Source organism: Paraburkholderia lycopersici (assembly GCF_900096975.1).
GTDB classification, from domain to species: Bacteria; Pseudomonadota; Gammaproteobacteria; order Burkholderiales; family Burkholderiaceae; genus Paraburkholderia; species Paraburkholderia lycopersici.
This window is the reverse complement of record NZ_FMYQ01000037.1, coordinates 1-18,982: the sequence shown is the minus strand read 5'-3', so window position 1 is coordinate 18,982 and position 18,982 is coordinate 1. Positions and strand designations below refer to the sequence as shown.

Annotated in this window: 20 protein-coding genes; 13 read left to right on the top strand and 7 right to left on the bottom strand. The window is 66.4% G+C overall.

Annotation, left to right across the window (positions count from 1 at the left end; genetic code table 11):
* Nucleotides 1-4 precede the first annotated feature (4 nt).
* From BLU17_RS28565 to BLU17_RS28550, 4 genes are read left to right on the top strand one after another with little or no spacing between them, the layout of a single operon-like run.
* Nucleotides 5-1,168 (top strand): acyl-CoA dehydrogenase family protein, encoded by a 1,164-nt coding sequence (locus BLU17_RS28565; protein ID WP_092004863.1) that lies wholly within the window; start codon nt 5-7, stop codon nt 1,166-1,168.
* A 15-nt stretch (nt 1,169-1,183) separates the two neighbouring features.
* Nucleotides 1,184-2,362, top strand: a complete 1,179-nt coding sequence (locus tag BLU17_RS28560) for a CaiB/BaiF CoA transferase family protein (RefSeq protein WP_092004861.1) — start codon at nt 1,184-1,186, stop codon at nt 2,360-2,362.
* A gap of 45 nt (nt 2,363-2,407) precedes the next feature.
* The gene (locus BLU17_RS28555; protein ID WP_092004858.1) at nt 2,408-3,787 is read left to right on the top strand and encodes an MmgE/PrpD family protein; all 1,380 of its coding nucleotides are present in this window, start codon (nt 2,408-2,410) and stop codon (nt 3,785-3,787) included.
* Nucleotides 3,784-4,587: an HpcH/HpaI aldolase/citrate lyase family protein gene (locus tag BLU17_RS28550; protein ID WP_092004855.1), complete on the top strand. Its 804-nt coding sequence runs from the start codon at nt 3,784-3,786 to the stop codon at nt 4,585-4,587. Before BLU17_RS28555 ends, BLU17_RS28550 begins: the two co-directional genes overlap by 4 nt.
* A gap of 74 nt (nt 4,588-4,661) precedes the next feature.
* Here the strand turns inward: BLU17_RS28550 and BLU17_RS28545 are convergent, their stop codons facing one another.
* A complete protein-coding gene (locus BLU17_RS28545) occupies nt 4,662-5,654 on the bottom strand; it encodes a hypothetical protein (RefSeq protein ID WP_092004852.1) in 993 nt (330 codons plus the stop codon).
* 470 nt (nt 5,655-6,124) lie between these two features.
* A complete protein-coding gene (locus BLU17_RS28540) occupies nt 6,125-6,742 on the bottom strand; it encodes a LysE/ArgO family amino acid transporter (RefSeq protein ID WP_092004967.1) in 618 nt (205 codons plus the stop codon).
* Between the two features lie 131 nt (nt 6,743-6,873).
* Here BLU17_RS28540 and BLU17_RS28535 point away from each other — a divergent pair, with 131 nt between their 5' ends.
* The 3 genes from BLU17_RS28535 (at nt 6,874) to BLU17_RS28530 (ending at nt 9,009) form a co-directional block, all read left to right on the top strand.
* The gene (locus BLU17_RS28535; protein ID WP_092004849.1) at nt 6,874-7,782 is read left to right on the top strand and encodes a LysR family transcriptional regulator ArgP; all 909 of its coding nucleotides are present in this window, start codon (nt 6,874-6,876) and stop codon (nt 7,780-7,782) included.
* Between the two features lie 383 nt (nt 7,783-8,165).
* The gene (locus BLU17_RS32745) at nt 8,166-8,432 is read left to right on the top strand and encodes a hypothetical protein (RefSeq protein ID WP_143189367.1); all 267 of its coding nucleotides are present in this window, start codon (nt 8,166-8,168) and stop codon (nt 8,430-8,432) included.
* A 268-nt stretch (nt 8,433-8,700) separates the two neighbouring features.
* Nucleotides 8,701-9,009, top strand: a complete 309-nt coding sequence (locus BLU17_RS28530) for a DUF3331 domain-containing protein (protein ID WP_245747058.1) — start codon at nt 8,701-8,703, stop codon at nt 9,007-9,009.
* Between the two features lie 319 nt (nt 9,010-9,328).
* On the opposite strand, the gene BLU17_RS28525 is transcribed toward BLU17_RS28530, so the two are convergent.
* Together BLU17_RS28525 and BLU17_RS28520 are read right to left on the bottom strand one after the other, a co-directional pair.
* Nucleotides 9,329-10,579 carry an MFS transporter gene (locus tag BLU17_RS28525; protein ID WP_092004961.1) on the bottom strand — a complete coding sequence of 417 codons (1,251 nt, stop codon included), beginning with the start codon at nt 10,577-10,579 and terminating at the stop codon, nt 9,329-9,331.
* A gap of 11 nt (nt 10,580-10,590) precedes the next feature.
* Entirely contained in the window at nt 10,591-11,625 is a 1,035-nt protein-coding gene (locus BLU17_RS28520) for a PRC-barrel domain-containing protein (protein ID WP_245747057.1), read from the bottom strand.
* Nucleotides 11,626-12,172: 547 nt separating this feature from the next.
* Here BLU17_RS28520 and BLU17_RS28515 point away from each other — a divergent pair.
* Nucleotides 12,173-13,573 (top strand): NCS2 family permease, encoded by a 1,401-nt coding sequence (locus BLU17_RS28515; RefSeq protein ID WP_092004844.1) that lies wholly within the window; start codon nt 12,173-12,175, stop codon nt 13,571-13,573.
* A 166-nt stretch (nt 13,574-13,739) separates the two neighbouring features.
* Here the strand turns inward: BLU17_RS28515 and BLU17_RS28510 are convergent, their stop codons facing one another.
* Nucleotides 13,740-14,138 (bottom strand): hypothetical protein, encoded by a 399-nt coding sequence (locus BLU17_RS28510; protein ID WP_092004841.1) that lies wholly within the window; start codon nt 14,136-14,138, stop codon nt 13,740-13,742.
* Nucleotides 14,139-14,266: 128 nt separating this feature from the next.
* Between BLU17_RS28510 and BLU17_RS28505 the strand changes: the two genes are divergently transcribed.
* The 3 genes from BLU17_RS28505 to BLU17_RS28495 are packed head-to-tail and all read left to right on the top strand — an operon-like array spanning nt 14,267 to nt 15,838.
* Entirely contained in the window at nt 14,267-14,725 is a 459-nt protein-coding gene (locus tag BLU17_RS28505; RefSeq protein WP_092004955.1) for an ArsR/SmtB family transcription factor, read from the top strand.
* The gene (locus tag BLU17_RS28500; RefSeq protein WP_092004958.1) at nt 14,659-15,063 is read left to right on the top strand and encodes an SRPBCC family protein; all 405 of its coding nucleotides are present in this window, start codon (nt 14,659-14,661) and stop codon (nt 15,061-15,063) included. Before BLU17_RS28505 ends, BLU17_RS28500 begins: the two co-directional genes overlap by 67 nt.
* Nucleotides 15,064-15,097: 34 nt before the next feature.
* Nucleotides 15,098-15,838 (top strand): DUF899 domain-containing protein, encoded by a 741-nt coding sequence (locus tag BLU17_RS28495; RefSeq protein ID WP_092004838.1) that lies wholly within the window; start codon nt 15,098-15,100, stop codon nt 15,836-15,838.
* 78 nt (nt 15,839-15,916) lie between these two features.
* Here the strand turns inward: BLU17_RS28495 and BLU17_RS28490 are convergent, their stop codons facing one another.
* Nucleotides 15,917-16,099: a hypothetical protein gene (locus BLU17_RS28490; RefSeq protein ID WP_027821027.1), complete on the bottom strand. Its 183-nt coding sequence runs from the start codon at nt 16,097-16,099 to the stop codon at nt 15,917-15,919.
* A gap of 446 nt (nt 16,100-16,545) precedes the next feature.
* On the opposite strand from BLU17_RS28490, the gene BLU17_RS28485 reads away from it, so the two are divergent.
* A complete protein-coding gene (locus BLU17_RS28485) occupies nt 16,546-16,788 on the top strand; it encodes a hypothetical protein (protein ID WP_218137051.1) in 243 nt (80 codons plus the stop codon).
* On the opposite strand, the gene BLU17_RS28480 is transcribed toward BLU17_RS28485, so the two are convergent.
* Complete coding sequence (locus tag BLU17_RS28480; protein ID WP_092004831.1) at nt 16,775-17,689, bottom strand: NAD-dependent epimerase/dehydratase family protein; 915 nt, start codon at nt 17,687-17,689, stop codon at nt 16,775-16,777. The genes BLU17_RS28485 and BLU17_RS28480 overlap by 14 nt on opposite strands.
* A 108-nt stretch (nt 17,690-17,797) precedes the next feature.
* On the opposite strand from BLU17_RS28480, the gene BLU17_RS28475 reads away from it, so the two are divergent.
* Entirely contained in the window at nt 17,798-18,724 is a 927-nt protein-coding gene (locus tag BLU17_RS28475; protein ID WP_092004829.1) for a LysR family transcriptional regulator, read from the top strand.
* Nucleotides 18,725-18,982: the final 258 nt, after the last annotated feature.

Here is an 18,982-nt window from a genome sequence, read left to right as displayed (position 1 = left end):
GATCATGCAAACCACGCAACAAGATTCGTTTCAGGACGTCCGCGAAGCCGTGCGCGATCTGTGCCAGCAGTTCTCCGGCGAATATTTCCGCAAGATCGACGAGGCGCGCGGCTATCCCGAAGCGTTCGTCGACGCGCTGACGAAAGCCGGCTGGCTCGCCGCACTGATTCCTCAGGAGTACGGTGGATCGGGCCTTGGGCTTACCGAAGCCTCCGTCATCATGGAGGAGATTAATCGTTCGGGCGGCAACTCGGGTGTGTGCCACGGCCAGATGTACAACATGGGCACGCTTCTGCGCCATGGGTCGACGGAACAGAAGCGCAGGTATCTGCCGAAGATCGCGAGCGGGGACTTGCGCCTGCAATCGATGGGCGTGACGGAGCCGACCACCGGCACCGACACCACGAAGATCAAGACGACCGCCGTGCGCAAGGGCGACCGCTATGTGATCAACGGGCAGAAGGTCTGGATCTCGCGCGTGCAGCATTCGGATCTCATGATTCTGCTCGCGCGCACCACGCCGCTTGCCGACGTGAAGAAGAAGTCGGAGGGCATGTCGATTTTCGTGGTCGACCTGCGCGAGGCGATCGGCAACGGTTTGACGGTGCAGCCCATTCTCAACATGGTCAATCACGAAACCAACGAGCTTTTCTTCGACAACCTCGAGATTCCCGCGGAAAACCTGATCGGCGAGGAGGGGATGGGATTCAAGTACATTCTCGACGGCCTGAACGCCGAACGCACGCTCATTGCGGCCGAGTGCATCGGCGACGGCTACTGGTTCATCGACAAAGTGGGCGCGTACGTGAAGGAGCGTGTCGTGTTCGGTCGCCCGATCGGGCAGAACCAGGGCGTGCAGTTCCCGATTGCACGCGCGTTCGTCAACGTCGAAGCCGCGAGCCTGATGCGTTTCGAGGCGGCGCGCCGCTTCGACGCGCACGAAGCCTGCGGTGCGCAGGCCAACATGGCCAAGCTGCTCGCGGCCGACGCTTCGTGGGAGGCCGCGAATGCGTGCCTGCAATTCCACGGCGGCTTCGGTTTTGCCTGCGAATACGATGTGGAGCGCAAGTTCCGCGAGACGCGCCTTTACCAGGTCGCGCCGATCTCGACCAACCTGATCCTCTCCTACGTGGCGGAGCACGTGCTTGGCCTGCCACGTTCGTTCTGACTGGAGGCGCGCGCCATGAGACCTCTCGACGGTATCAAGGTCGTCACGCTCGAGCATGCGATCGCCGCGCCGTTCTGCACGCGCCAGCTGGCCGATCTCGGCGCGCGCGTCATCAAGATCGAGCGGCCTGGCGTGGGCGACTTTGCGCGCGGCTACGACGAGCGCGTGCATGGACTCGCGTCCCACTTCGTGTGGACGAACCGTTCGAAGGAGAGCTTGTCGCTCGACGTGAAGCACGAGGAGGCCGCGCCGATACTCGATGCACTGCTCGCCGACGCCGACGTGCTCGTGCAGAATCTCGCACCCGGCGCGGCGGCGCGCCTTGGGCTCGGCTATGAGGCGCTTTGCGAGCACTATCCGAAGCTGATCGTCTGCGATATCTCGGGCTATGGCGACGATGGACCTTATCGCGATCGCAAAGCCTACGATTTGCTGATCCAGAGCGAATCGGGTTTCCTTTCCATCACCGGGTCACCGGGCGAACCGGCGAAGGCGGGTTGCTCGATCGCCGACATCGCCGCGGGCATGTACGCGTATTCGAACATTCTGAGCGCGCTGCTGATGCGAGGGCGTACCGGGCGTGGCTGCCGTATCGACGTCTCGATGCTCGAGAGCATGGTGGAGTGGATGGGCTATCCGCTCTATTACGCGTTCGACGGGCAATCGCCGCCGCCGCTCGCGGGCGCTTCGCATGCCACGATCTATCCGTATGGGCCTTTTCCTGCCGGCGACGGCAAGTCGGTCATGCTCGGCCTGCAGAACGACCGCGAATGGCGGCTCTTTTGCGAGCATGTGCTGTTGCAACCGGAACTCGCCATCGACGCTCGTTTTGCCGTGAATTCGCAGCGCTCGGCGCGCCGCGCCGAATTGCGCGAACTCATCGTCGCGGCGTTCTCGAAGCTGAGCGCCGCGCAGGTGATCGAACGGCTCGACCGCGCCGGCATCGCCAATGCGCAGATGAACACGATGGCCGACGTGTGGGCGCATCCGCAATTGCAGGCGCGCGAGCGCTGGCGCGAGGTGCAAACGCCGGCGGGAGTCGTTCCGGCGCTGCTGCCGCCTGGCACACCCTCCGGTTACGAAGCGCGCATGGACGCGGTTCCCGCACTCGGTCAGCATACCGAATCAATACTGAAGGAGCTCGGCTACGACGCAGCACGCATCGGTGCGCTGCGGGCAGCCGGTGCAATTTGATCGCGCCTCGCAAGGGGCAAGCGAACGTTACCGAGCCACGCTGACATGACAGATCAACCCGGCCGCGCGCTCGCGGCCTTCGCTTCGCAACTGCGCTTCGACTCGATTCCGCCGCACGTGGTCGAACGCGCCGTCAACCTCTATGTGGACTGGCTAGGGTCGGCACTGGGCGGCAAGGGCGCGCGCCCGGTCGAGACGCTAGCGCGCTTCGCTCACGCCGCGCGGGGTGCGCCGCAGGCGCCGGGACCCTGCGACGTCATCATCGACCGCTCGCGGACCAGCGCGTATTTCGCGGCGATGATGAATGGCGCAGCGTCGCACTTCATCGAGCAGGACGACGTCCACAACGGCTCCGTGCTGCATCCGGCCACCGTGGTTTTCCCCGTGACGCTCGCTCTTGCGCAGGCACTCGGTTCGTCGGGGCGCGAATTCATCGCCGCCTCGGTAGCGGGTTACGAAGTCGGCATCCGCGTCGGCGAATTCATGGGGCGTTCGCACTACAAAATATTCCACACGACGGGAACCGTCGGCACGATTGCCGCCGCGGCGGCGGCGGGGCGCCTGCTAAATCTGACGCCCGCGCAGATGCTCGACGCGTTCGGCTCGGCGGGCACGCAGGCGAGCGGGCTGTGGGAGTTTCTGCGCGACGCGGCGGACTCGAAGCAACTGCACACGGCCATGGCGGCAGCGAACGGTCTCATGGCGGCGCAACTCGCGGCGGACGGCTTTCGTGGCGCGCGACGCATCCTCGAAGGCGCGCAGGGCATGGCGGCGGGCATGTCGAGCGACGCCGATCCGGCGAAGCTGGTCGACCGCCTCGGGCAGCGGTGGGCGACCGTCGAAACGTCGTTCAAGTACCACGCGGCCTGCCGTCACACGCACCCGGCTGCGGACGCGCTACTGGCGGTGATCGGCACGTATCGCCTGAATCCCGGCGATATCGAGGACGTGACTGCTCATGTGCACCAGGGCGCAATCGATGTGCTTGGCAGCGTGAGCGTGCCGCGCACCGTGCATCAGGCGAAATTCAGCATGGGGACCGTGCTCGGTCTCGTTGCGTGTCGCGGTCATGCGGGCGTGAACGAGTTCGAGCACGATTACGTCGCGAGCGACGTCGCGGCATTTCGCGAGCGCGTGACGATGGCGCTGGACGAGCAGGTCGACCGTGCCTATCCCGCGCGATGGATTGGAAAAGTCAGCGTTACGACGCGCGATGGGCGGACATTGCATGGCCGCGTGGATGAGCCGAAGGGCGACCCGGGCAATACGCTTTCGCGCGAGGAGATTGCCGCGAAATTCGTGCGACTCGCAGCGTTCTCGGGCGCGGCCAGCGAAAAAGAGGCGCAGCGTCTTCTCGATGCGGCGTGGGGCATTGCCGATGCGGCACGCGTCGGCGGGTTGTTCGGTGAGGAGGCGGGCGTATGAACGTGACGCTCGCCCGTTCGTATCTCTTCGTGCCGGGTAACCGGCCCGAGCGCTTTGAAAAGGCGCGCAGCGCGGGTGCAGACGCTGTGATCGTCGATCTCGAAGACGCCGTTCAGCCCGAGGAAAAGGGCGTGGCGCGCGACTGCGCACTCGCGGCGCTGGACGCGCAGCGGCCGGTCTGGGTGCGCGTGAACGGCACCGATACACCGTGGTTTGCCGATGATGTCGCTGCGCTTGCCGCGCATGCGGGCGTGGCGGGCATCGTGCTGCCGAAAGCGGAGCGCGCCGAACAGGTCGCCGCGGCGCTTGCACGCGCGCATGCCGCATTGCGCGTGCTGCCGATCGTGGAAAGCGCACGCGGCATCGCGGGCCTGAATGGGCTGTGCGGCGCGCGAGGCGTGCCGCGTGTGGCGTTCGGGACGCTGGACTTTCAGGTGGACATGGGTATCGACGGCGACGGCGAAGAGCTCGACGCGTTTCGTTCGCAGATCGTGCTCGCTTCGAGGCTTGCGGGCATTGCGGCGCCGGTCGATGGCGTTTCGACGGTATTCGACGACGCACAGGCGCTGGAAGCCGAAGCGCGGCGCGGACGGCGTTTCGGTTACGGCGGCAAGCTTTGTATTCACCCGAAGCAGATCGCGCCCGTGCATCGCGCCTACGCGTGGAGCGACGGGGAGCGCGCGTGGGCGCAGCGCGTGCTCGACGCGGTTCAGGCGAGCGCGGGGGCGGCGGTGGCGCTTGACGGCAAGATGGTGGACATGCCGGTAATTCTCAAGGCTCGGCGAATTCTTGGTGTTTGATTGCCGATGCAGTTTGCGTTGCCGCTACGCAATCTCCATTCGAGCGAGGCGGCGCGTGCAATCGCGAGCGGGTGTCAGGTTTTCTTCTCGCGCAAGAAGCGCAGTGCGAAGCGCACGAGCCGCGGCATCGTTTCCGGCCGCAGGAGGCGCTCGTCATAGCCCGAAAAACGCCGGTCGTTCTCGGCCACGCATAGCCGCATGAGTCGCGGCACGCTGATGTCCACGTCCGTTACCTGCTGCGCGCCGTTCATCGTGAAGTTGTTGTCTTGTTCGTGCTCGTTGCCCTCCGCGTCGATTGCCCGCGCGAGGCCAATGCGCTCCCACGCCAGAAATGCCCAGACGGCCGCCACCTTCAGTTCGAAGCGAATGCGCCGCCACCACGTGAGGCGCGCGCGGTGCCACGCCACCCAGTTCGCGAACAGCAGGATGTGGCGGCATTCCTCCTGCATGACAGGCTCGAAGGTGTCGATGAGTTCGGGTGGAAAAAGGCCCGAGCGCCGCGCGACTTCGAAGAGGCCGAAGGCGAAGAAGCTGTCCACGCATTCGCTGTATCCGGTCACGAGGTAGGCCCATTCGGTGTCCTCAGGAAAAACATAGGGCGGCTCGCTGGCTAGCGGGATGCCGTAGGCGGCCACCATGCGCGAGAGTACTTCCTTGTGGCGGTTTTCTTCCCATGCGTTGAGCGCAAGGGCGTCGCGCATCGCGGCGTCGTCGAGCGTGGCGGCGTAGGCGGCCATGCGCAGGCGCGCCTTGCCCTCCGTTTGCACCGCGATGTCCCAGATCGGGAGCCCGGTGATGCGCTTGAGCGCTACGGGATCGAGCTTTGGCCACTCGAGCACCGAGGGCCGGTAGGGGTTGAAGGTTTCCCGGAACATCCGGCACGTTTCATCGCGATGAACCTGGGTGCCCGGCGCGAAGCGGCCACGGACCGGGCTCATCCAGTGGCGCGTGTTGTGCTCCGCGGCTTCGAGCGTCGCGCGATCGGGTCGTTCGCCGGGGAGCGCCGGCGCGTCGAAGCCGGGAATCAGTTCTGTCGCATCGAATGCGTCGATGAGTTGGTCGTCCATCTTGCAGCTTCTTTTGCCAGGGGCTGGTTCTCGCGATTCAGTCGCGATCGCCTGTCGTCGCAAAAAGCGCTTGGCACCCGTTTTCGTTCGTGGTCGTCGCGCGCGCAAGCTCCGACCGCTTCGGCAAAAGCTTACTTCGCTCCGCTGCGGGATGCAGCGAGCGTGACATGCCGCGCGATCGCCACCTATATTTCATGCGTCTCGATCGACGCAATAATCGTTCGATTCATATCGAATCGTTGAGTAATGGCTGGGTGGCGCCGCGCTCGCGGCAATCGCGTGTCCGGGGCACATACGCATCTGGCCCGAGCACGCCACATCGGGCAACGCACTCGACGTTCGCCTCACGGTCCGTTCGACGCCCACCGGCTTCGCGCATCTCCCTCAATGTGCGGCGATCATGCCGGCCGACCCTGCAGTGCGCACGATGCGCGACGCGGCCGGGCGTCACGAAGCGCCTCGCTCGCGCTTCAGCGTAGTTGCGCGAAGGCGATCAGCAGCACCATTCCGCCGACGGCGCCATCGAGTACGCGCCATGCGCCCGCGCGCCGAAATAGCGGGGCGAGCATGCGTGCGCCATAGCCCAGCCCCACGAACCAGAGGGCGCTTACGCACATGGCGCCGATCGCGAACGCGAGGCGGCTGCCTTGCGGCTCGCGCGCGCCGGCCGTGCCGATCAGGAGGAAGGTGTCGAGATACACGTGCGGATTGAGCCACGTGAATGCGAGCGTCATCAGGATGATGGGCCAGGCGCGCTGTTCCGGTTCATCCGCCGCGGCGTCGCTCTCCAGCACGGCGTGGGAAGGGCGTACCGCGCGGCGCAGCGCGCCGATGCCGAACCACACGAGCCATGCGAGCCCCACATAGAGCACGACATGCACGAAGGTCGGGTAGCGCTCGACGAGCGCCGAAGCGCCGCCCACACCGGCGCCGATCAGCACGAAATCGGACAGCGCACAGAGCACGACGATCTTGCCGACGTGCGAGCGCAGGATGCCCTGGCGCAGCACGAAGGCGTTCTGCGCGCCGATCGTGACGATGAGCGAGGCGCAGAGCGCCGCGCCGTGAGTGAAAGCGAGCCCGTTCATGTCGGTGAGAAGAGGAGTGGGGCGCGAGCCGCGCCGGTAGTTCATTGGACAGCAACGGTAAACGGCGCTAGTCTGCCGCCTGGGCTTGCCTAAGAAAAGCTCATTTTCTTTAACTGGATTAAGGAACGCTAATGCTCGACTATGCGTTGCTCGATGCGCTCGCCGCCGTCGTGCGGCATGGTTCGTTCGATCGCGCCGCGGGCGCGCTCAACGTCACGCCATCGGCCGTCTCGCAGCGGGTGAAGCTGCTGGAGGAACGCGTGGGCACCGTGCTCGTGAAGCGCGGCCAGCCCTGCGTCGCGACGGCTTCCGGAGCCCTGCTGTGCCGCCACACCGAGCGCGTGCAGTTGCTCGAAGCGGAGCTCGGCGGCGCAATGCCGACCTTCACGAGCGCGCTGGGCGCCGCGCGGCCCACGCTGCGCGTGGCCGTCAATGACGACAGCGTGGGCACCTGGTTCATCGACGCCGTGGCGGACTTCTGCGTGGAGCGCGGCGTCCTGCTCGACCTCGTGATCGACGACCAGGACCACACGGCGCAGCGCATGCGCGACGGCAGCGTGCAGGGCGCCGTCACGACCCAGGCCGAGCCTGTGCAGGGCTGCCGCTCGACGCGCCTCGGGCGCATGCGTTACCTCGCCGTCTGTTCGCCTGCGTTTTTCGGCCACTATTTCGCCGATGGCGTGACGCGCGAGACCTTGCGCCGCGCGCCGTGCATCGAGTTCAACCCCAAGGACCAACTGCAAAAGCGCTTCATCCGCCGGATCACGCGCGCGCAGGTCGACGCGCCGCTGCACTGGATTCCCCACGTGGCCGGTTTTCTGCGCTGCTGCCTGAACGGCCTCGGCTGGGGCATGTGTCCCGAGCGCATGATCGCGCCGCATCTCGCGCGCGGAGAACTCGTCGAGCTCACGCCCCGCCGCGCGCTCGACGTCGAACTCTACTGGCAGAGCTGGCGGCTTTCCATCGGCTGGCTCGACGACTTCGGCGCCATGCTCAGGCGGCGCGCCGGCGAATTTCTCGACCAGGGCCGCAGCGGCTGAAGTGTTCGGAGCGCGGCATCTTCATTTGTTTGTCTTTATCCGCGGATTCAATGATGGTTTAGTGTGCACGCAATCGGTGCAGATGACGGCGCTCGTAACGCCGCCGCTATTCGTATGCCGCGAGTTGTGCAATGGTGGTGTTGCCCGTCGGCGAAGCATCTAAAGCAATATTTATTGTCCATTAATTGCCTTTCGAAAGTGAAATGATGCGGAATGCGACGTAGCCAGAAAACGCTCGCTTTGCACATGAATTTCATTTCCAATAGACTGACGTTTCGTATGTGATATGTCTGAGGTCGCTATGTCAAATCCACGCATTGCGTTTCATTGATCGGTCATGTGACATGACTGCGCGCAGACGGGGCGTGAGGGCGGGGAGGTCCGTGGAACCGGCCACTGGCGGGCGTTGCGGGGTTCGTGCGGCCATGGATCGCAGCGTGTCGCGCAGCGATTCAGTTATGGTCGAAAGCCACAGCAGTGGCGGCTTCAAGTCTCTAAACGGTTATTTTTTCCGCACCCAAATTGTTAAGTATCATCAAATCGGCAAAAAAGTTCACAGATGTAAAGAAACTAACATGGGAAACTTGCAGCCGGAACTGAAAGCCCCGCCATCTCATTTTTTGCGTTTGGCATTATCGTGTGAAAATTGAGTTTTTCCTGTGGATTGCGAGTTGGACACGCTATAATCCCCACGTGGCAGAGTGCTTATTCGACCGGCATATTTGAATCGTTTCCACGTGCACGAGGTGCATTATGACGAAATTAGATACCGGCAGCGTTTGGCAACAAACTATTGACCTTCTGTCTGCGGCTTCCGAGCCGGTGAGCCTGGACGGCGAATTCGAAGGCGGCAGGAGCTGCAAACCGGTACCCATCACACGCGGTGCTTCAGAGGCGGCTAACCGGCGGCGCGCCGCCGTGCGTTCGTGGGATGCGCAGGGCATCACCTTGATCCGGCGGCATGATCCGGACAGCATCACGGTTTGCTGGAGCGACGCCACGTATGGGCGCTATTCCGATCAGCTATGGCGGGTCTGCACGGCGCGCCGCAGTGCCGTTTGCGCGCTGACGGGCGAGAAGATCCGCCGCGGCGACGCGGTATTCAGGCCGAGCCCCAACCGTCGCCATCGCCCGGCCAATGCGGACGCGATGATCCTCGCGAGCAAGCTCGACAATCTTCCTAGCGGCGTCGTCGCCGCGCGTCTGGACGAGGCGCTGGCCGCCTGAGCAATCTGCCGGGCACGCCGGTCGCCCGCGCAGTTGCCCCTGGCAATTGCCCCTGGCAGTTGCCTCCCGCCGTTCCCCCCCGGCAGTTGCTTTCCTTTCGACGCGCCGGTCATCTCCCCGCCGTCTTCTGCCGTCCTGCCGCCTTTGTCGAGGCGTGTCGGGGCAGCCCCCGACACGCGCCGGTCATCTCAACGTCATGAAGTCGCGCCCGCCGGCGCCCCGCAGGGCGCTGGCGCTCGGACTTGCGGATCGGATCGGGGAAGGCGCCACCGCTCGCCGGAGCGGGCGCAACGCGAGCCCCGCCGAGGTTGCGCGCCGCCTAGACGGCGGCGTCGCGGGCGCTTTCCTCTTCGAGCGCGTCGCGCGTTTCCGGCATCGCGAGCCATACCATGAGCACCGCGGCAGCTCCTGCGCTCGCGAGCGCGAGGAAGCTCACCGTATTGCCCAGATGATCGGCGATGAAACCGGCGAGCGCCGTCGAAAGCGTCGCGCCTATTCCCGCCGAGAGCCCGAAGAGCCCGATACAGAGGTTGTAGCGGCCTTTGCCTCCGGCCACGTCGGCGGCGATGAGCGGCAGCATCACGCCGAATACGGCGGCCGAGAGGCCGTCGAGCATCTGCACCGGCACGAGGAAATACGGGTTGCCGACGGCGGCGAACAAGAGCGCACGCAGCGGCAGTGCGCAAAAGCCGAGGATCAGCACGGGCCGGCGGCCCCACGCCTGCGCGGTGCGGCCCACCCACGGCGACATCAGCGCGACGATGGCCTGCGGAACGATGATGCACGCCGCGATCACGAGCTGGACGTTGTCGCCCATGCCGGCCGTCACTTCTCCGGCGGCAAGGTTGAGCATCGCGGCGTTGGAGAGATGGAACAGCACCACGCAGGCCGCGAAGGTCAGCATGCGACGGTCGCGCAGCAAGTCGAAAATCGTCTCGCGCGGCTCGGCCGCCTCGGAACCGTCAGATTTGCGCGGCCTGGCCGCGGGTTTGACGTGCACGGCGTTCCGGTCGTACTCGATCATCGCGAGCGCGACGAGCGCGGGCAACGCGAGCGCAGCGGTCAGCCAGAACACCGAGCGCGGCGAGAAGTATTCGCCGCACAGCCCCATCAGCCCGGCGGCCACGGCGCTGCCGATCGAGGCCCAGCGCGCGTTGCGCCCGAGCCGGTCGCCGAGATTCTGGCGGCCCACCAGCGCGAGCGCGAGCGCCGCCATGGCCGGCACGAGCATGCAACTCGCGAAGCCGTGGAAGATCTCGGCGGCCATGACCGCCACGACGGTCGGGCTTACGGCGAGCAGCATGGCCGAGATGATGATCGCGATAATCGCCCACGCGGCGGCGGCCTTCTTGTTGCGCAGGGCGTCGACGGCCGCGCCGCCCGGCACCTGGCTCACCATCGCGCTGATCGTGCCGACCGAGAGCGCGAGACCGATCTCCCCCTGCGTCCACTTGTGCGAGGCCAGATACGAGGCGATGAACGGCCCGAAGCCCGTCTGCACGTTCGCCACGAAGAAGTTCAGCCAGTCGAGCGCGCGCACGCTGCGCTGGCTTGGGGTGGGTTGTTGCATCGTGCAGCCCGTCATTTGGCACCGTGGGCGCTGGCTGCCGGGGCGGTGGCGGGGGTGGCCGGAGCGGCGGCGGCCGGGACCGCCGGGTTGGCGCCAGCCGGCGGGGCCGCGGGCGTGACGGCATGCACGGGTTGCTCGGGCGCGTAGGCCGGCGAAGCATCGACCTGCTGATCGGACATTTCGAGCTGCGCTTCGAGCACGTTGTTCTTCGTGACGAAGCGCAGGGCGGACCAGTCGGCGGCGATCGTATGGCGCTTTTCGAGCGTGCCGCTTACGTCGAGCACCACGGCCTGCGGGTCGGCGCTCCCGTCGAGCAGCACGTCCACCACGCGGCCCACCTTCGCGCCGTTGGCGCGCTCCACGGTCGCGTCGAGCATCGGCAGACGCGTTGCGCTCGCTTCGGGCGCGCCCGGCTGTGCGGGGCCGGCCTTGGGCCGGTCCGGCACCTGCAACTGGCTGGGCGGCAGGGCGAGCGTGATGGCGGGCGTTTTCGCCTGCGTGTTGACGCGCACGCCGGTCCACGGGAAGTTCGCCTTGCGGTCGCCGACGCCCATGAAGCCTTGCAGGTTCACGACGACCTCGACGGGCTTGCCGCCGGGCCCCGCAACCATGTCGACGGCGCGGCCCACGACCTTGCCGTCGGTCTTTTGCACTTCGCTGTCGAGCAGCGTGCGAAAGGTCCCGCGCTCGAGCGTGCGCACCTGGACGAGCGGCGGCGGAGGCGGGGCGGCCGGGGCGCTCGCGGGCGCGGGCGGCGGCGGGGCCGGGCGGCGGCGGCGAACCGGTGCGGGGCGCGGTTTGCGCGGCGCGGGCTTTGCCTCGCTGGCGGCTTCCGGCTCGCTCGCGACTTCCGGCGCGGAGGCGGCCTCGGGCTCGCTTGCGGCTTCCTCCGGCTCCACGGCCACGGGCGCTTCCGGTTCGGGCGGGGGCGCCGGCCGGAACAGGCTGCAACCCGACAGCGTGAGCAGCATCAGCAGGATCAGGGCGTACGGCAGGTGGAAAACAGGACGTGCGGGACGTGCCAGACGTATGATGCCGCCTCTCATCAACAGAAACTCCTTGAAGCAGCCGGCGCGATGCTCGCGCGGCAGGGGAAACCGGGTCGGGATGCGTGAGAGTGTAACCCGCGCGCCGGGCCGATCCGCGTAAGCACGGCGCCGGCCACGCGTCGCAGCGGTCGCTACCGCGCCCGCGCCAGCCTCGCGCGCGGCGATTCCGGCCTGCGCACGAGGTGCGCCCAAGTGCGTCCAGGTGCGCCCAGGCGCCTCCAGGTGTAAACGCGGTGCGGCCCGCGCGCCGCGCCCTGTCAGCGGGCATATAAGCGTCGCGGCATGACCTCAATGCGACTCGTGCGATGGGAGCGCCCATAGCGTTCGCCTAACCTTCGCTCCATCCATAAAGAGATGTCAAAAAAACGACGAGCGCCGCGCGGCCCTCGCGCCTCGCAGGTTCTGCGTGCGTAGCGGCGGCCGCGAAGTGAAGCAAGGCGCCGGCAACGCGTCGACACAACTATTCAATCGAGACGAACCTGATGACGGATCGGGCGCCAGCGCCCCGGCCCGTTTCGGCATGCTGATAAAGGAGGCACTCACCATGATCGAACCCCACGCGCAGCCGCTTGCCGGCCCGACCGGGGCCGATGTCGAGACCATCGAGCCGGGTCCGGCCTCGGGTTTCATCGACCGCTATTTCGACGTTGCCGCGCGCGGCAGCTCGCTGCGCCAGGAGGCGATCGCGGGCGTCACGACCTTCCTCGCGATGGTCTATTCCGTCTTCGTCGTGCCGGGCATGCTCGGCAAGGCGGGATTCGACACCAGCGCCGTGTTCGTGGCCGTGTGTCTCACCACGGCGTTCGGCTCGCTCCTCATGGGCCTGTGGGCGCGCCTGCCGATCGCCATCGGCTGCGCGATCTCGCTCACGGCGTTCACGGCGTTCGGCCTCGTGCTCGGCAGGGGGCTCAAGCCCGAAGTGGCGCTGGGCGCGGTGTTCCTCATGGGCCTCGTGTTCACGGCGATCTCGGTGACGGGCGTGCGCTCCTGGATCCTGCGCAACCTGCCGCACGGCATCGCGCATGGCACGGGTATCGGCATCGGCCTTTTCCTGCTGCTGATCGCGGCGAACGACGTGGGTCTCGTCGTCAAGAATCCCGGCGCGGGCCTGCCGGTCTCGCTCGGTCACATCACCTCGCTGCCCGTGATGCTTTCGGTGGTCGGCCTCGCGGCGATCTTCGGCCTCGTGCGCCGCCGCGTGCCTGGCTCGATTCTTGTCGTGATCGTCGCGATCTCGGCGCTCGGGCTCGCCATCGATCCGGCCGTGACCTTCCACGGCGTGTTCGCGTGGCCTTCGCTTTCGGCGCCGGGCCACGCTTCGCTGATCGGCGCGATGGATATCAAGGGCGCGCTGTCGCTCGCCGTGCTGCCGAGCGTGCTCGCGCTCGTGATGACGGCCGTGTTCGACGCGACCGGCACGATCCGCGCCGTGGCGGGGCAGGCGGGCCAGCTCGACGCGAACGGCCGCATCGTGAACGGCGGGCGCGCGCTCACGGCCGACTCGCTTAGCTCGATCTTCTCGGGCTTCTTTGGCGGCGCGCCGGCGGCGGCCTATATCGAATCGACGGTGGGCGTGGCCGCGGGCGCGAAGACGGGCCTCGCCGCGGCCACGGTGGGCGTGCTGTTCCTCGCGGTGATGTTCTTCGCGCCGCTCGCGGGCCTCGTGCCTTCGTACGCCACGGCGCCGGCGCTGATGTACGTCGGCCTCATGATGCTCTCGAGCGTGAGCCGGCTCGACATGGCCGATATGGTCGATTCGATGTCGGGGCTCGTGTGCGCGGTATTCATCGTGCTTACCGCCAACATCGTCACGGGCATCATGCTGGGATTCTGCACGCTCGTGATCGGGCGCTTGGTGAGCGGCGAGATCCGCAAGCTGAACGTGGGGACGGTCGTGATCGCCGTCGTGCTGGCCGCGTTTTACCTGGGCGGCTGGGCCATCTGACGATGCGTGCTCACGCAACCGGTGAGCCGGTCATTCGCCCGGTGACCCCGGCGGCCTGTCCGGGCGGCTGCACGGCCCGCGTCGCTTCACGGCGGCGCGGGCCGTGCGCGGTTTGTGAGGCTTGAGGGGCTTGTGGCTTTGCGGTGCTTCCAGAGTTTTTGGCGCGTTATTTCGGCAGCAGGCTGTTGCCGCGCCCTTTGCCTGGATTGCGGGGTTTGCGCGGCTTGGGCTCCACGCCGATGCGTGCGTCGCGCGCGAGCACCAGTGCGGTCAGTTGCCCGGCAGTGTCTTCGAATGCCTGATCGGCCTGCGGCACATAGAGCCACTTGCCGAGCACGGGATGCGGGCGCAAGGCCGGCATTGCTTCGACGAGCGCAGCATGACGCTCGTGCGATGTGCAGACGAGCAAGCCGTTGAACGGCGGATCGCGGTCGGCGGCGACGAGACAGAGCAGGCCGTCGAGATACGCCGCGTCGCAGCCGAACATCCGCTTGCAGAGATAGCCGGGCTCGCGCTCGAAGGCGTCGAAGATCCAGATGAGCGAGTTGCGGATTTTGGACGGCATGGCGTAGAGGACGGGCGCGGCGCTGGGAAACCGTCATTCTAGTGGCGGCGATGCGTCCGTGCGCGCCGCGGCTGGCCGACGATGCCGCTTTTCTTGACATCGCTCGTTCGGCGTCTATGCTTAACCGCATGGTTAAGTATGACGACGACACGCTGGACCGCACCTTCGCGGCGCTCGCCGATCCGACGCGGCGCGCGCTGCTGGCGCGGCTCGCCCGGCACGACGCACTTTCGGTGAGCGCGCTCGCGCAGCCGTTCGAGATGTCGCTGCCTGCGGTCATGAAGCATCTGGACGTACTCGCTCAGGCGGGTCTCGTCACGCGTGCGAAAACCGGCCGCACCGTGGCGTGCCGGCTCGTTGCGGAGCCGATGGAAGACGCGATGCAATGGCTCGCCCACTATCAACGCTTCTGGGGCGAAGCGCTCGACCGGCTTGCCGCTTTCGTGGAGGAGAACGCATGTCTGCCCGACCCCCAGACGGGCCCGGAAGCGGCGCAGCCCGTCACGCTCCGAGCCTCACCATCCGGCGGCGCATCGACGCGAGCGCCGCGAAGGTCTACGCCGCGTGGACACAGCCGGCGCAATTGATGCGCTGGATGCAGCCGCTCGACACCACGTGCATCCACGCCGAAGCGGACGTGCGCGCCGGCGGCCGTTTCCGCGTGATCCTGCGCGGCGCGAACGGCGAGGAGCACGACGTGAGCGGCACATACCTCGAAGTCGTGCCCGAGCAAAAGCTCGTGTTCACCTGGGCCTGGCGCAGCACGCCCGAGCGCGAGTCGCTCGTCACCGTGACGCTGCATGCCGACGGGCCCGCGACCGATCTCACGCTCAGGCACGAGCGCTTCTACGACGAAGCGGCGCGCGATTCGCACAACGAGGGCTGGACGAGCGCAATCGATCAACTGGTGGCGCTGTTCGACTGAGCAGCGCGGATTCAAGCGCAAGGAGGAGTCGACGATGGAACAGCACGATATCGTTTCGGAGACCGAATGGATGGCGGCACGCAAGGCGCTGCTGGCGGAGGAGCGCGCGTTCACGCATGCGCGCGATGCGCTGGTGGCGAAGCGTCAGGCGCTGCCATGGGTAAAGGTCGAAAAGACCTATACGTTCGTCGCGCCGCAGGGGCCGCGCACGCTCGCCCAATTGTTCGGGCCGCGCAGCCAGCTACTCGTTTATCACTTCATGCTCGGTCCCGAGTGGGAAGAGGGCTGCCCGGGCTGCTCGTTTCTCTCCGACCACGTGGACGGCATGCTGACGCATCTGGAGCACCATGACGTCACTTACGTGGCCGTGTCGCGCGCGCCGCTCGAGAAGATCGAGGCGTTCAGAAAGCGTATGGGCTGGCGTTTTCCATGGGTATCGTCGAATGGCAGCGACTTTAACTTCGACTATCACGTGTCGTTCAGCGAGGCCGACAAGGCGCGCGGCAAGGCGCTCTACAACTATGTCGAGCAGGACTACGTGAGCGACGAACTGCCGGGCATCAGCGCCTTCTATCGCGACGAAGCGGGCAATGTGTATCACACGTATTCGGCGTACGCGCGCGGTGCGGAAATGGCGATCGGCGCCTATGCGATGCTGGAATTCACGGCGAAAGGGCGCAACGAGAAAAAGGACATGCGAGAGTGGATGCGCCACCATGATCGTTACGAGGACGCGCCGTCGCAGCCGGCGTGCTGTGCGCACGCGAAGTCATAGGGGCGGCGCGGGCGGGAAGTTGTCGGCGCAACGAAATGGCTCCGCGGCGGGGCGCGAAAGCATCGCGAGCGAGGCGCGCTAGAGCGACATCTCGAACGCGGGTCGCAGCAGCACTTCGATCGCCATCACGATGAGTCCCATCGCGGCGGCGGCAAGTGTCAGCGTGCCATATTCGTCGTAGCGCGCGTCGTAGAGGCACGCGACCACGAACAGAATGGCGAGCAGATTGGTCAGCCAGTCGAAGTTCAGCGCGAGGAGCATCGGCGTATCCGGTGCCGGCGCGTGGCGTGCGCGGGCGGGTGGTGCAAACCGCCGGGATTCTAGCGGATCGAGCTTACAGATCCGTTAATGAATTTCCTTCGTGGCGCACAAGACCCGCAAGCCTCCGGCCTGTTTAGCTTCAATCACTTCGATGTCGGCACAAGGCTTTCGATTTCTCGCGGAATCGGCGCGCCACGCAGGCCAGGCAAGCGGAGAGGCGTCGATCTTCACCCGCTGCGGGTGGATCAGCAGTACGACTGCGAAAAGGAAATGCACCGTGCGTCGAACGCGCTGGGCGCGCGAGGTTTATGGGCCTTGACGATGAGTATGCCGGCACGGAGCTGGCCGGCCGGCTCGTGGAGGTGGTGCAGCCGTGCTTGGTATGTGGCGCAGCTCGTGCAAGACACCAGGAAGCCGCTCGGCGGCGGGACAAGCAGATGAACCCGATGGGTCTGGTGGACAGGTTGAGCGCGCAGATCATGGCGATGATTCCGGCGTTCGAGTTGCAAGCCGTCCCCGGAAATGCTGTCGGGCCTCAAGGTATGGCTTGCGGCGTGCTCGTTCTGGCGAACGCGACCGTCAGCGGGCTAAAGCTGGCGGCGATAGCCTTGCCGCGGGACCGGCAGCTCGCGACGGAGGAACCCGCGCCGCCGCACCAGACTCTCTCACAGACACTTATTTCCTCGTAACCGGCACCGCGGGCATTTCCGTTCGAATCCACTCGGTAACCGAGGTGCGCCGGGGCTGCCAGCCGAGCAGCACGCGGGCGCGCTCGCCGCGTACGCGGCTGTTCGAGCCGAGACCATACGACGCCATCTCGTAACCCCACTCCTCGATTGCCGCTTCGAGCGGCCAGTCCTGCGGGGCGCCGAGGCCCATCACGTCGGCGAGCGCCGTGGTCATCTCGCGAAAGTTCGCTTCGCCGCTCTCGACGAAATAGAACGTGCCGGCCGGCGTCTTTTCGAGCGCGAGCCGGTAAAGCTCGGTCACGTCGTCGATATGCACGTTCGACCAGATATTCAGGCCGCGCCCGACGTGGCGCATCACGCCGCTTTTCTGCGCCTGGCTGACGAGCCGCGGCAATTGCACGCTCGCCGCGCCGGGCACCGCGCCCACGCCATAGATCAACGTGTTGCAGAGCACGGCGCTTCGCACGCCGCGCGCGGCCGCGGCAAGGACGAGATTGTCGATGGCCACGCGAGGCGCCTTGTCGGCGGTCGGCTCGGGCAGGGCGTCCTCGCGATAGATGCGACCGGTCGCTTCGCCGCCCGAAGCATCGCCCACGATGCTCGACCCGCTCGTATGCAGGAGCGTCTTGCCGGAGCCTTCGAGCGCGTCGAGCAACGCCTCGACCGCCCCGCGATGATCGCTGCTCGCCGCGTTGATCGTGGCGTCGGCGGCGCGTGCTTGCGCCGTCAAGGTCTCGCGGTCGGCGAGATCCCCTTGCACGGGCACGATGCCGAGCTTTTCGAGCGCGGCGAACTGCTCGGGCCGCCGCACGAGGCCGCTCACGGTGTGGCCCGCGTGCACGAGATGCGCCGCGATCGACCCGCCGATGAACCCGCCTGCGCCTGTCACAAATACTTTCATGGGGTGCTCCCTCATCCTTTTGCCGATTGCGATGGCACTCAGTATCGGGGTATCCGTGCTTTGCAAAAACCGTGTTAGTCTCAAATGAATCTTGACTGTGGATCAACAATGAAGACGTCGACCGACGAACTGCTCGTATTCGTCACCGTGATCGATGCGGGGTCGATCACCGCCGCCGCCGAAAAGCTCCAGCAGACCGTGTCGGGGGTGAGCCGTGCGCTCACGAGGCTCGAAAAGCAACTGGGCGTCGCGCTGATTCTGCGCACGACACGCCGCTTGCAGCTCACCGAGGAGGGCGAGCTTTTCCTCGAGCGCGCCCGCGCGATTCTTGCGGCGATGGCCGACGCCGAGGAGGCCGTCACGCGCCACCGCGAGCGCCCTTCGGGACGGCTGCGCGTGGATGCGGCCACACCGTTCATGCTCCACTGCATCGTGCCGCACGTCACGGCGTTCACCGGGCACTATCCCGAGATCCAGCTCGAGCTCACGAACAACGAGCGCATCGTCGATCTGCTCGAGCAGCGCGTGGATATCGCCATTCGTATCGGCGCGCTGCAGGACTCGACGATGCATGCGCGCGCGCTCGGCACGAGCCGTCTGCGCATCGTCGCGAGTCCTGATTACCTCGCGGCGCACGGCACGCCGCAAAGCGTGGCCGCGTTGCGCGAACACCGGTTGATCGGATTCACGGCGCCCGCGCATCTGAATCGCTGGCCGCTACGGGGTGACGGCGAGGGCGAGGCCACCGGGACGGCGCAAGGGGGCGAGACCGGCTACACCATCGAGCCGGCGCTGCGGGCATCGAGCGGCGAAACGATCCGCCAGCTCGTGCTCGCGGCGAGCGGTATCGCGTGCCTTTCCGACTTCCTCACCACGGCCGACCGCGAAGCGGGCCGCCTCGTCACCGTGCTCGACGATGCGCTTCTCGAAGCGCGCCAGCCGATCCACGCCGTCTACTATCGCAGCGCGGCGCTGGCGGCGCGTGTGCAATGCTTTCTTGCGTTTATTGGGGGCAGGCTGCAGCTCGACGCCTGACGGGCTTTGCGCCGGGCCTCATGGATAGTCCCAGGTCACGGCGCGGGGCAGAGGGAGTTGTATAGACAGGCGCGCCAGGCTAGACTTCGGCCACTTTTGCGACTTGTATAGACAGGATTCGACCATGCTCCCGCCCCTCCGCCTCACGCCCGGCTATCTGAGTCTTCCCCAACTGCGCCAGATCGCGCGCGAGGCAGTCAGGCTCGATCTCGATCCGGCCAGCTTCGCCGCCATCGACGCGGGCGCGCGCGCCGTCGC

Bases quoted from the DNA above. Each gene is read 5' to 3' on its own strand.
- BLU17_RS28490 (WP_027821027.1), bottom strand. From the start codon at position 16,099: ATGCTCCTCGCGCTGAACTTCGACTGGCTGACCAATCTGCTCGCCATT.
- BLU17_RS28480 (WP_092004831.1), bottom strand. From the start codon at position 17,689: ATGAAAGTATTTGTGACAGGCGCAGGCGGGTTCATCGGCGGGTCGATC.
- BLU17_RS28555 (WP_092004858.1), top strand. From the start codon at position 2,408: ATGACAGATCAACCCGGCCGCGCGCTCGCGGCCTTCGCTTCGCAACTG.
- BLU17_RS28565 (WP_092004863.1), top strand. From the start codon at position 5: ATGCAAACCACGCAACAAGATTCGTTTCAGGACGTCCGCGAAGCCGTG.
- BLU17_RS28520 (WP_245747057.1), bottom strand. From the start codon at position 11,625: ATGAGAGGCGGCATCATACGTCTGGCACGTCCCGCACGTCCTGTTTTC.
- BLU17_RS28545 (WP_092004852.1), bottom strand. From the start codon at position 5,654: ATGGACGACCAACTCATCGACGCATTCGATGCGACAGAACTGATTCCC.
- BLU17_RS28560 (WP_092004861.1), top strand. From the start codon at position 1,184: ATGAGACCTCTCGACGGTATCAAGGTCGTCACGCTCGAGCATGCGATC.
- BLU17_RS28550 (WP_092004855.1), top strand. From the start codon at position 3,784: ATGAACGTGACGCTCGCCCGTTCGTATCTCTTCGTGCCGGGTAACCGG.
- BLU17_RS28475 (WP_092004829.1), top strand. From the start codon at position 17,798: ATGAAGACGTCGACCGACGAACTGCTCGTATTCGTCACCGTGATCGAT.
- BLU17_RS28540 (WP_092004967.1), bottom strand. From the start codon at position 6,742: ATGAACGGGCTCGCTTTCACTCACGGCGCGGCGCTCTGCGCCTCGCTC.
- BLU17_RS28515 (WP_092004844.1), top strand. From the start codon at position 12,173: ATGATCGAACCCCACGCGCAGCCGCTTGCCGGCCCGACCGGGGCCGAT.
- BLU17_RS28485 (WP_218137051.1), top strand. From the start codon at position 16,546: ATGGGTCTGGTGGACAGGTTGAGCGCGCAGATCATGGCGATGATTCCG.
- BLU17_RS28505 (WP_092004955.1), top strand. From the start codon at position 14,267: ATGGTTAAGTATGACGACGACACGCTGGACCGCACCTTCGCGGCGCTC.
- BLU17_RS28535 (WP_092004849.1), top strand. From the start codon at position 6,874: ATGCTCGACTATGCGTTGCTCGATGCGCTCGCCGCCGTCGTGCGGCAT.
- BLU17_RS28495 (WP_092004838.1), top strand. From the start codon at position 15,098: ATGGAACAGCACGATATCGTTTCGGAGACCGAATGGATGGCGGCACGC.
- BLU17_RS28525 (WP_092004961.1), bottom strand. From the start codon at position 10,579: ATGCAACAACCCACCCCAAGCCAGCGCAGCGTGCGCGCGCTCGACTGG.
- BLU17_RS28510 (WP_092004841.1), bottom strand. From the start codon at position 14,138: ATGCCGTCCAAAATCCGCAACTCGCTCATCTGGATCTTCGACGCCTTC.